Here is a 10,303-nt window from a genome sequence, read left to right on the forward strand (position 1 = left end):
TGACAGCAATTCCCTTGCACTGAGAGCTACTTGACCACATCGCCGGCGCACTTACGACTGCCCGGGAGCCGGTAAAGGCTGTCCTGAGTAAAGGGGCGCGGGTACTCATACGCTGGGCCGTATGACATCAACGCGGACGGGCTGATGGCCGGCTGCATCATCCACGCCAGCCAGGCCCGCACATGCGCCGGATCCCACGGGCTGGAGGTGATGAAGTGAGCCAGGGCCTGCCGGTTCCCGCCCTCACCGAGCCGGGCGGCCATCGGCTCGACAGACTTGCGCTTGCCGTCGGTCAGCAGCCCGCGCAGGTAGACCTGCCCCCACCGGCGCTGGCCATTCCTTGCGAACGGCTCGAACACCTCCACCGCGAACTTCTCCAACTCACGGCGCACCGCAGCAATCTCGTCCGGAGTCACACCCCCTCAACGCCACCCCGAACCCGAAAGACACGCTCCACCGGAGCTGACCTGACCAAGCACTACTAGCTAGGCAGTGTCTTCAAATGCTCTCGTGTGGTGGATCATGATCGAGTGATACGTCGCCATGAACTGTCCGACGCCGAGTGGGAGTTCGTCCGGCCGTTGCTGCCCGTGTCGCTGTGTGGGCGGAAGCGGCTGGACGATAACCCTCAACGGTCGTGTGGAAGTTCCGTACCGGTTCCGCCTGGCGGGATGTGCCCGAACGGTACGGGCCCTGGGCCACGCTCCACACCCCCGCGGCCGGCTGGCAGGATGCCCATATGGCGAACACCCAACCGATTACCTATGTGCGGATAGCCGAAGTCCTCACCGACCTCGGAATGATCACCAAAGAGAAGGCCCAAAGCGTCCTGGACGAGGCCGGCGACTTCGTAGCGTCGCTTGATCGGCTCGGTCGCGTACGTGGCGATGCCCTCGAATCCTTTGACGTGGCTGTTTCCATCCACTCCGAAGACGTCGACTTCGCCGACGAGCACTACGAATGGCTCCTGAACGAGGCCGCAGCCCTCACCGGCGGCAAAGTTTCCATCTCCAACTACCGCTTCGAGAAGGACAACCCAGACGACGAAGACTGCGGCCTGGGGACGATGCACTTCGAATGCAACGGCAAGCCGCTCTCCTTCGGCATCGAGCAGGAGTCGAACGACTACCTTGACATGGGAGCAGCGCAGCAAGCCATCGAAGCGCTCAGCCCCCATGATGACCCCCGGGAGTTCCGCTGCGTCGAGCAGGAAGGCTCAGAACTCGACGACGACATCATGGTCCTGGCCACAACCGAGCAGCGTGAAGGTCTCCTCCAACACCTGGGCATCACGTTCGAACCTCCTTTGCGCCAATGCTGACCACGACGGTGCCCCGCGGTACGAAACCGGGGGCGAGGCCTCTGCTCAAGCACCCCACGCACCTAGGTTGTGTCTTCAAAAGATCTTGAGTGGTGGATCATGGTGGGGTGATACGTCGCCATGAACTGTCCGATGGTGAGTGGGAGTTCGTCCGGCCGCTGCTGCCCGAGTCTGTGCGGGGCCGGAAGCGGTTGGACGACCGCACTGTGCTCAACGGGATCGTGTGGAAGTTCCGTACCGGCACGGCCTGGCGGGATGTGCCCGAGCGGTACGGCCCGTGGGCCACGCCGCACACCCGATTCCGGCGCTGGGCCCTGGACGGCACCTTCGAGCGGATGCTCCGGACCGCCCAGGCGCAAGCGTACGCGGCCGGGGACATCGACTGGCTCGTGTCGGTCGACTCCACGGTCGTCCGCGCCCACCAGCACGCCGGGGCCCGAAATGGGGGCTCCTCAGCCCCGGACTCGGACGTTCCCGAGGCGGCCTGACCAGCAAGATTCATCTGGCCTGCGACGCTGTGGGCCGCCCGCTCGCCTTCACCGTCACGAGCGGGAACAGCAACGACTGCACCCAGTTCACCGCCGTGATGGAGGCGATTTGGGTGCCCCGCACCGGCCCGGGACGGCCCCGGTTCCGGCCGGCCCACGTCCTGGGCGACAAGGGCTACAGTTCCAGGGCCATCCGGACCTGGCTTCGGCGGCGGGGCATCGGCCACACCATTCCCGAACGGGCCGATCAGATCCGCAACCGGTTCCGGCGCGGCAGCCGCGGCGGGCGCCCGCCGGCCTTCGACAAGGAGCTCTACAAGCGGCGCAACGTGGTGGAACGCTGCTTCAACCGCCTGAAGCAGCGGCGCGGCATCGCCACCCGCTACGACAAGACCGCCCAGTCCTACCAAGCAGCCGTCACCCTCGCATCACTCCTGATGTGGGCGTGACATTTGAAGACAACTCCTAGGTGTATTGCCCTGTGAGGTTGGGGACGCGGCTGGCGGGTGGTTGGCCTTTCAGCGCGGTGTGTCCGCGGTGGTGATTGTAGGTATGAAGCCAGGCGGGGTAGGCGTCGCGTCGTTCCTGCTCGCTGGCGTAGGGCTTTGCGTAGGCCCATTCGTCGAGCAGGGTGCGGTTGAACCGCTCCACCTTCCCGTTGGTCTGGGGCCGGTAGGGACGGGTGCGCTTGCATGAAATGCCTTGTTCTGTAAGGGAGTTGCGCCAGAGGTGCGACTTGTAGCAGGAGCCGTTGTCGGTCAGGACCCGCTGGACGGTGATTCCGGCGGTGGTGAAGTAGGCGTGGGCCCGCTGCCAGAATCCGACGGCGGTTTTCCTTCTTCTCGTCGGTGACGATCTCGCTGTAGGCGAGGCGGGAGTGGTCGTCGACGGCGTTGTGCAAGTAGCTCATACCAGCCTTGGCGCGGTTCTTGCGGCCGGCAGCCCGGCCGAGGACCATGTGGCCGCCACCGTCGGGCATGTTCCCGAGCTTTTTGATGTCGACGTGGACGAGGTCGCCAGGGGCGGCGTGTTCGTAGCGGCGGATCACGCGGCCGGTGGTGCGGTCCAGGTGGGCCAGGCGGGCGAGCTGGAAACGGGTCAGGACGCGGTGCACGGTCGCAGGGTTCAACCGCAGCAGGCAGGCGATGCGGGCCGGTCCCCAGCGGCGCAGGAGGCGGACCTTGATGATCCGCCGCTCGGTGCGGGTCGGGGTCCGACGCGGACTGTGATGCGGGCGCGAGGAACGGTCACACATCCCTGCCTCGCCGCACTGGCGATAGCCGTCCGCCCACCGCTTCGCGGTCGTCGGCGAGACCTGGAAGCGTTCGGCGGCCCGCCGCAGCGGCCAGCCGTCCTCGACGACGCAGCGGGCCAGACGCAGACGGCCGGTCTCGGCCAAGGGTGCATTACGGTGGGGCATGAGGGCCTTCTGATCGTTCGTGTGTAGACGTCGCAATCCACACCGAACCCGGAAGGCCCTCACTCGTTCAAGATCACCCAACCGTGGAATCCGTCACCAACCTCCGTGGGCAGAACACCTGCTGTGACCGCAAACGATCACCGAGGTGGTGTTCGTGGGCCTCGGGCCGGTTGGATGTGACGACACGTCCGATCGGCGCGGGAGGCGCGATGGTGCAACCGGTCAGGGTCCGCAGGCTGACCGAGCAGGAGGGTCAGAAGCTGCAACGGATCGTGCGCCGGGGTAGCGCCAGCACGGTGCGGTTCCGGCGGGCGATGATGCTGCTGGCCTCGGCGGGCGGGAAGAACGTCCCTGTGATCGCCCGGCTCGTGCAGGCGGATGAGGACACCGTCCGCGACGTGATCCACAAGTTCAACGAGATCGGGCTGGCATGCCTGGACCCTCGGTGGGCGGGAGGCCGTCCCCGCCTGCTCAGCGATGACGACGAGGAGTTCGTCATCCAGACGGCCACCACCCGTCCCACCAAGCTCGGTAAGCCCTTGACTCGCTGGTCGATCCGCAAGCTCGCCGATCACCTGCGGCGCAACGTCGCCCGTCCGATACGGATCGGGCGCGAGGCCCTGCACTGCCTGCTCGTACGCCGTGGCGTGACGTTCCAGCGGACCAAGACGTGGAAGGAGTCCACCGACCCGGACTTCGACGCCAAGCTGGACCGGATCGAGTACGCGATCAACGAGCGGCCCGACCGGACCTTCGCCTTCGACGAGTTCGGGCCGCTCGGCATCCGCCCGACTTCCGGGTCCTGCTGGGCCAGGAAGGGCAGTCCACGGCCCTCCCGTCAGCGCCCCGCACAAGATCACCAACAGAGTCCCGCATGGGTCTGAGCAGCGAGAATGAGGACTTTCTAGGCCCTTGTTCCCGCAAAGTCGGAGGCACTTGTCTCTGGATGAACCTGAGCCCATCATCCGGGCGCCCCCGTTCCACCAGGTGAGCGACCGCGAAGCGGTCGACCGGCTCACCGACCTCCTCGCCGACCTGGGCTTCGACCCGGCGGCCGACGGCGCCCCCGGTGAGGCACCCGACCGCATCCGTTTGCGGCACTGCCGGTTCCTGGAACTCGCCGAGGAATACGGCCAGATCATATGCCCCCTCCACTGGGCATGCTGAAACGCGCACTGGCCGAGCTACGCGCTCCCCTTGTCGCAACCCGGCTCGAGCCGTTCGCCGAACCCGACGTCTGCCTCGCCCGCCTGTCGCCCCAACCACACTGCGGGGCTGAGTCGCCCCAACCACACTGCGGGGCTGAGGGGACACGCACCTCCCAAGACACCCGAGGAGAAGACGAATGCACGTCGTAAGGACCGGCACCACGCCTCTCCGCCAAGCCCCGGTCCCTGGGGGTCCGACTGCGGAATCGCTCACGACGTCCGGACGGATCGCCGTCATTCATCGCCGTCATTCACATGGAGATTCCCGTGGGTGGCCGTCTGCCCGAACACGACCACGGAGCCTCCGAGATCGCGCTGATCCCGCTCTCCGGCTCGGTTGAACTGCGCCGTGGTGGTGATCAGCACATTCTGCTCCCTGGCTCCGCCGCGCACATAGCCACTGGAGATCGGGGCACCCCCGCCAACCTCGGTCCGGTACCCGTATCGCTGATGGTCGTGGCCTCACCTCCCGAGTTTGCTGCGCAGATGGCCAACCCGACCCGCCGCCTGAGGCTGGTCCGCCCGCCGTTTCACCAGCAGTACCGGTCGGCCATGGCCGGCTGCACCGGCGGGCACGCCCGAACAGCTTGGCTGTTCAGGCGTCGAGCGAGGGCTTCGCAGGAGAGAGGTAGCAGAATGAACACGACGTCAGCCGCCTGGCATTCCCACGGCAGCCTGCCGGGTTTCAGGTGTCATGGCCGCGTCGGCTCACTGGCTGGGCGGCTGCCATTCGATCATCAGAATCGTGGCGTCGTCGCTGAGTTCGTTGTGCCGATGACCGAGGATCGCGTGGATGAGCAGGCGGAGCACCTCCGGGGCGTTCTGCCCGGCGGCGGTCGACCGGATGATGTAGTCGGTGAAACGCTCCAGGCCGAATTGCTTACCGCCTTCGTCGCGCGACTCCACTACGCCGTCGGTGTAGAGCAGTATCCGGTCACCGGGTTCGAGGCTGGCTTCGTGTACCTGCCGGGAGCCGCCGGCCAGGCTGGCGGGCAGACCCAGCGGAGGCTCGGAATCCTGCTCCAGGGCTTTATCGAGCAGGCGCTGGCCGCGGATGAGCAACGGCGCCGGGTGACCGCAGTTGGACCAGTGCAGCACGCCGGTCGGCATGTGCAGCTGGATGAAGATGCCGGTGCAGAACTGGTCCGGAAGCCACTTCGCCAGCGCCTGGTCGACTGCGTCGACGAGTTCGGCCAGGTCCGCGCCCGTGCGACGGGCGTTGCGGCAGCCCGCCATGGCCACGGAGGTGGCAAGGCCGGACGCCAGGTCGTGGCCCATGCCATCGAGGATCGTGGCGTGCAGAAAGTCCTCGGTGAACGAATGGTCGAAGGCGTCGCCGCCCAGCTCGTACGCAGGTTCCAGGACCGCGGTCGACACCACCCGGCCGGTGCCGATCGAGCGCGGGGGAAGAAAGGCCCTCAGCATCTCCGTGTGCAGTTGCATCGGCCGGGTCCGCATGCGCTGCGCGAAGGTGTCGCTGTAGGTGCGCTTGGAAGTGATGATCATGGCCAGGAGCGACGCCATCGTCCGGCAGCGCCAGAGTTTGATCCCGTCCAGTGTCTCCATGCGGAGTTCCAGGACTCCCAGCCGCTCCGCTCCGTCGACCAGCGGCAGCCATACGGTCAGCCCGCCGGATGTGTCTTCCTCCACCCTCAGGGAGTTTGTCCGGTAGGCCCATCCAGCCAGGGAAGCGTCGACCTCCCGGTCCGGCTCACCCTCGACCAGCGGCAGCAGCAGCCTCTGCTGGAGATCGCCCAAGTAGATGACGGCACGGCCCATACCCATGGCCTCGGCATATCGCTCCAGGACCGTCGGCAGTTCCGCAGGTGACGCCTGCTGGGCGGTCCTGACCAGCTCCTCCAGCAGCCGTTCACCATCTCCGGCCGACACGCTCGCGCCTGCCATACGATCACCCCTGCCGCGCCGAGCCACCACCGTCGAAACGCCCGCACCTCGAGGTAGTCGGCCTGCTGCCTGATCACCTGGGTGGGGCGGCCGAGCCTGCGACGACGCGGGCCGCGCAGGGAACGCAGCAAATGCAGGCGCACGGCCTGCGCCGTGGTGCCGTCCAGTCCTCCACCAGTCTGCTCCAGCCGGCGCCCGATCGCGCCCCGAGCACGGGCGCGTACGCACTACGACGTCACCACCCGGCTCCGCAACGGCGGCAGCACGCTCGGCGTGCTGCCCGGAGGTGATCCCCCGACGGCGTTCACCACCTCGCCGTCCCTGCCTTTCGATGTCCCACTCGTCGGCGGGGACTGGCAGCACGTGATCGTTCTCCCTGGCGGCGCGCCGTGCCTCGTGGCCGGCGACGTCATGGGCCACGACATCGGTGCCGCTATCGCCATGCACCAGCTCAGCAGCATGCTGCGCGCGGTCGCCCTCGACCAGCCCGGACCTCCGAGCGAGATCGTCCGCAAGCTCGACCTGGCACTGCAAAGCCTGGAGGGTGACCCGATGGCCACCCTGATCGTGGCCACGCTCGAGCAGCACTCGGGGTCAGTCGGGTGGGGGCGGAGCCGCAGCGGGACCTGTGAGGGTGTCGAGTCGGGCGGCGAGGTCGGGGTGGGTGGTGGTCAGGTGAGGGCGGGTGGCGTTGAGGGGGTGGATGAGGTCGGCGGGGTCATTGTGGGCGAGGGCCGCGTGGAGTTGGTCGAGCGAGTGGCGGGTGGCGGGCGGCGGTGGGGAGGTCGGCGAGGGCGGTGATCTGGCCGGCGATGCGGCGCAGGTCGGCTGCGTTGCGGCGGGCCCATTCGGCTTGGGTGCGTTCGACGGCGCGGCGTTCGCGGGTGGTCTGGACGCGTTGTTCGCCGGTGGTTCCGGCGGGGCCGGGCCGGTTGCGCAGGTAGCGGCGTTCTGCGGCCTGCCGGCTGGCGACGCCGAGGGGGTGGGCGAGGTCGGCCCAGCTGGCTCCCGCGTGCCGGGCCGTTTCGATCAGGCCGGTCTCCCATCCGGCGAGCTGCTCGCGGACCTGCCGCAGCAGCAGGGAGGCCAGGGCCTGCTCCGCGCCGGGGCCGGCGGCGGGGGCGTCGGAGGTCTCCTGCCGGGCGGCGCGCAGGGCGTCGTCTACGGCGTGCAGGGCCGCCGCGGCGGCCAGGAACGATGCCGGGCTTCGGCCGTCGGCGCTGGACGGGGCCGGCTGGTCGGCTGCTGTCAAGGGCACCTCCCTCGGGCTTGTCATCGACTGGACGACACCATGTTTGTCATCCAATGGATGACATGTTACAAACGGTTTCAGTGAAGCGCATTGGCAGCAACTGCCCGAACCTGCTGGAGGTGTTTTCACGATGTTGATGCGCACTGACCCCTTCCGTGAGCTGGACCGGCTGGCTCAGCAGCTGATGGGCCCGGGTACCTGGTCGCGGCCGTCCCCGATGCCGATGGACGCCTACCGCGAGGGCGACGAGTACGTGGTGGCTTTCGACCTGCCCGGCGTCAGCGCGGACGCGATCGACATCGACGTCGAACGGAACATGCTGACCGTCAAGGCCGAGCGCCGGCCCGTGGCGAAGGCCGACGACGTGCAGATGGAACTGTCGGAGCGGCCGCTGGGTGTCTTCTCCCGCCAGATCGTGCTGGCCGACACGCTGGACACCGAGCACATCAAGGCCGACTACGACGCCGGGGTGCTCACCCTGCGGATCCCGATCGCCGAACGTGCCAAGCCCCGCAAGATCGCCATCGGCGGCGGATCCGGCCGCAGGGAGATCTCCGGCTGAGCCGGGGCGATAAGGGCTCTGACAGCGGCGGAGGACGGGTAACTGATCTCCCCCTCTCCCGTCCTCCGCACCCCTTGGACCGAGGAAGGGTGGCGGCCGACGTGACTGTGCGATGGGAAGCGTTTCTCGACCAGGTCAAGGAACGCGGTGAGTACGGCAGCCGGCAGGAAGCCGAGCGCGTGGCCCGTGTGGTTCTCGCCCTGCTGGGCGCGCATCTGGTCGGCGAGGTGCGGGCCCAGCTGGCGGCGCGTCTGCCGGAAGGCTTCGCCCTGATCCTCCTCAACCCGCTGCAGAGCGCCGAGCCGCTGCCACCGGAGCGGTTCGTAAGGGCGACGGCGGCCTGGATCGAGGGGGCCACCGACCAGACCGCGGCCTGGGACGTCAGCGCCGTTCTCAGCACGGTCGCCGACGCGGCCGGCGACGACCTGCTGGGCCAGATCCTGCTCCAGCTCCCCGCGGGCTACGACCTCCTCTTCGGCCGCCCCCAGCCCGCCTGACCGCCCGCACACCCGGTGCCCGCACACCGGCACCACCATCCCGGCGACAGAAAGGCAACCACCGCAGTGATCTCCGACCCGCGTACACCACTGCAGCAGCTGCCCGTGATGACGTACGAGCAGATGCTGGAGAAGGTCCGCTACGAAGGCGCCTACCCCACCCGGGAGCGGGCCGAGGAAGCCGTCCGGCTAGGACTTGGCCGGCCGATCATGTGAGTACTCCGGGCCCGGGTTGTTGATGTGGGCATGGGGCGGGGTGATCTGAGTGATGCCGAGTGGGAACGGCTGAGGCCGTTCCTGCCGGTCAGTAACAGGCGTTGTGGCCGGTGGCGGGATCACCGGCAGGTGATCGACGGGATTGTGCACCGGGTGCGGACCGGGGTGCAGTGGCGGGACCTGCCCGAACGGTTCGGGCCGTGGAAGACCGTTTATGAGCGGCATCGGCTGTGGTCGGCCGACGGGACGTGGGAGCGTTTGCTGCAGCAGGTCCAGGCCGCGGCGGACGCGGCGGGTGAGATCGACTGGGACGTCTTGGTCGACTCCACCATCGTCCGTGCCCACCAGCACGCGGCCGGTGCTCGTACCGACCCGCCGCCGGCTCCCGCCTCAAAGGGGGCCGAAAGGCCGGAACACCAGGGCGAAACCGCGTGGCAGAGCCTTCACGGCCGGCTGGTGGAGGTGGTGCGGGAGGTGGGGGCCTGGGCCGCTCGCGCGGCGGGTTCACCACCAAACTCCACCTGAGCGGGGACGGCCGCTGCCGCCCGCTGTCCGTCATCGTCACACCGGGCCAGCGGGCGGACTGCACGCAGTTCAAGCCGGTGCTGGAGAAGATCCGCGTCCCGAAAGCCGGGCCGGGCAGGCCCCGCAAGAAGCCCGACAGCGTCGCAGCCGACAAGGCCTACAGCAACGGGCCCTGTCGTGAGTACCTGCGGCGCCGCGGCATCCGGCACACGATTCCAGAGAAGACCGACAGCCAGGCCACCCGCCTACGCAAGGGTTCACGCGGCGGACGGCCGCCCAGCTTCGGCGAAGAGCGGTACAAAAACGCAACACCGTCGAGCGGGCCATCAACCGGCTCAAGCAACACCGGGCCGTGGCCACCCGCTATGACAAGCGCCGCTACATCTACCTCGGGACCGCCACCGCAGCAGCCCTCACCATCTGGCTCCGAACATGATCGACCGGACAAGTCCTAGCAGGTCGGCCGCCTGAGCCGGTCCGAGAGGGCGGGCCGTCGCCGAGGAAGAGGCAGAGGCGGAGGAAGGTGAAACGGGATGGACATCGACTGGGGCACTCTGGCCGGGGTCTTCGGAGTGAGCCTCGGGATCACCGTGGTGGTCGTCGTGATGTTCTCGCTCGGCCTGGCAGCATGGGCCCGCGCCGGACACGGGGAGCCCGCCCCCGACAGGTCCCCGGGCCGGCAGCAGAAGGTGGCAGCTGTCACGGCCGTGCTGTGCTTCGCCGCCTGCCTCGCGGTCGCGGCCTACGGGATCGATCTGATCGTTCCCGTCTGAACCCGCTCCTGTCACCTCACTCGCCCGGTGCGCGAGGTGCCCCGCACACCAGGCCCGGGAAAGTGGCGGCGCTAGCAGGTGCCGGAGTCGGACTGAAGAACTGAGTGTGTCGGAGTGCTGCTGGGCACGCGGTGCT

7 protein-coding genes and 9 pseudogenes are annotated in these 10,303 nt (G+C 68.1%); 11 read left to right on the forward strand and 5 right to left on the reverse strand.

The annotated features are described in order from the left end of the window. Positions 1 to 125: 125 nt before the first annotated feature. A pseudogene (locus DY245_RS08870) lies at positions 126 to 416 on the reverse strand (transposase); the annotation flags it as partial. Between the two features lie 221 nt (positions 417 to 637). Between DY245_RS08870 and DY245_RS48200 the strand changes: the two are divergent. The 3 genes and pseudogenes from DY245_RS48200 to DY245_RS08880 form a co-directional block, all read left to right on the forward strand. Beyond that, positions 638 to 730: pseudogene (locus tag DY245_RS48200) on the forward strand (IS5/IS1182 family transposase); the annotation flags it as partial. A gap of 9 nt (positions 731 to 739) precedes the next feature. Next, positions 740 to 1,321: a hypothetical protein gene (locus DY245_RS08875; protein WP_181923590.1), complete on the forward strand. Its 582-nt coding sequence runs from the start codon at positions 740 to 742 to the stop codon at positions 1,319 to 1,321. A 107-nt stretch (positions 1,322 to 1,428) separates the two neighbouring features. Then, positions 1,429 to 2,258 (forward strand): annotated as a pseudogene (locus DY245_RS08880) (IS5 family transposase). 16 nt (positions 2,259 to 2,274) lie between these two features. Here DY245_RS08880 and DY245_RS08885 read toward each other — a convergent pair. Then, positions 2,275 to 3,229: pseudogene (locus DY245_RS08885) on the reverse strand (IS481 family transposase). Between the two features lie 209 nt (positions 3,230 to 3,438). Between DY245_RS08885 and DY245_RS08890 the strand changes: the two are divergent. Both DY245_RS08890 and DY245_RS44215 read left to right on the forward strand, forming a co-directional pair. Next, a pseudogene (locus DY245_RS08890) lies at positions 3,439 to 4,056 on the forward strand (helix-turn-helix domain-containing protein); the annotation flags it as partial. A gap of 160 nt (positions 4,057 to 4,216) precedes the next feature. Then, the gene (locus DY245_RS44215; protein WP_181923591.1) at positions 4,217 to 4,396 is read left to right on the forward strand and encodes a helix-turn-helix domain-containing protein; all 180 of its coding nucleotides are present in this window, start codon (positions 4,217 to 4,219) and stop codon (positions 4,394 to 4,396) included. A 275-nt stretch (positions 4,397 to 4,671) separates the two neighbouring features. On the opposite strand, the gene DY245_RS47485 is transcribed toward DY245_RS44215, so the two are convergent. Together DY245_RS47485 and DY245_RS08900 are read right to left on the reverse strand one after the other, a co-directional pair. After that, positions 4,672 to 4,803, reverse strand: coding sequence for a hypothetical protein (locus DY245_RS47485; RefSeq protein ID WP_280524956.1), 132 nt, complete (start codon positions 4,801 to 4,803; stop codon positions 4,672 to 4,674). Positions 4,804 to 5,145: 342 nt separating this feature from the next. Continuing rightward, positions 5,146 to 6,342: a PP2C family protein-serine/threonine phosphatase gene (locus DY245_RS08900; protein WP_128505329.1), complete on the reverse strand. Its 1,197-nt coding sequence runs from the start codon at positions 6,340 to 6,342 to the stop codon at positions 5,146 to 5,148. A gap of 441 nt (positions 6,343 to 6,783) precedes the next feature. Between DY245_RS08900 and DY245_RS48205 the strand changes: the two are divergent. Then, positions 6,784 to 6,885: pseudogene (locus DY245_RS48205) on the forward strand (hypothetical protein); the annotation flags it as partial. A gap of 51 nt (positions 6,886 to 6,936) precedes the next feature. On the opposite strand, the pseudogene DY245_RS08910 reads toward DY245_RS48205, so the two are convergent. Continuing rightward, positions 6,937 to 7,594: pseudogene (locus tag DY245_RS08910) on the reverse strand (type III effector protein). A gap of 130 nt (positions 7,595 to 7,724) precedes the next feature. Here DY245_RS08910 and DY245_RS08915 point away from each other — a divergent pair. The 5 genes and pseudogenes from DY245_RS08915 to DY245_RS08940 all read left to right on the forward strand — a co-directional run bounded on the left by DY245_RS08915 (position 7,725) and on the right by DY245_RS08940 (position 10,167). Next, a complete protein-coding gene (locus tag DY245_RS08915) occupies positions 7,725 to 8,156 on the forward strand; it encodes an Hsp20/alpha crystallin family protein (protein WP_128505332.1) in 432 nt (143 codons plus the stop codon). A gap of 101 nt (positions 8,157 to 8,257) precedes the next feature. After that, positions 8,258 to 8,653 carry a DUF2267 domain-containing protein gene (locus DY245_RS08920; RefSeq protein ID WP_128505334.1) on the forward strand — a complete coding sequence of 132 codons (396 nt, stop codon included), beginning with the start codon at positions 8,258 to 8,260 and terminating at the stop codon, positions 8,651 to 8,653. 66 nt (positions 8,654 to 8,719) lie between these two features. Next, positions 8,720 to 8,863 (forward strand): annotated as a pseudogene (locus DY245_RS08925) (DUF2267 domain-containing protein); the annotation flags it as partial. A gap of 36 nt (positions 8,864 to 8,899) precedes the next feature. After that, positions 8,900 to 9,830 (forward strand): annotated as a pseudogene (locus tag DY245_RS44220) (IS5 family transposase). 97 nt (positions 9,831 to 9,927) lie between these two features. Further along, entirely contained in the window at positions 9,928 to 10,167 is a 240-nt protein-coding gene (locus tag DY245_RS08940) for a hypothetical protein (RefSeq protein WP_128505338.1), read from the forward strand. The last annotated feature ends 136 nt before the right edge of the window (positions 10,168 to 10,303 follow it).

Origin of the sequence: Streptomyces inhibens (assembly GCF_003389455.1) — a bacterium.
Classification (GTDB): Bacteria; Actinomycetota; Actinomycetes; order Streptomycetales; family Streptomycetaceae; genus Streptomyces; species Streptomyces inhibens.

Coding starts and splice junctions, on each gene's coding strand:
- DY245_RS08900 (WP_128505329.1), bottom strand. CDS start 6,342: ATGGCAGGCGCGAGCGTGTCGGCCGGAGATGGTGAACGGCTGCTGGAG.
- DY245_RS08875 (WP_181923590.1), top strand. CDS start 740: ATGGCGAACACCCAACCGATTACCTATGTGCGGATAGCCGAAGTCCTC.
- DY245_RS08915 (WP_128505332.1), top strand. CDS start 7,725: ATGTTGATGCGCACTGACCCCTTCCGTGAGCTGGACCGGCTGGCTCAG.
- DY245_RS08940 (WP_128505338.1), top strand. CDS start 9,928: ATGGACATCGACTGGGGCACTCTGGCCGGGGTCTTCGGAGTGAGCCTC.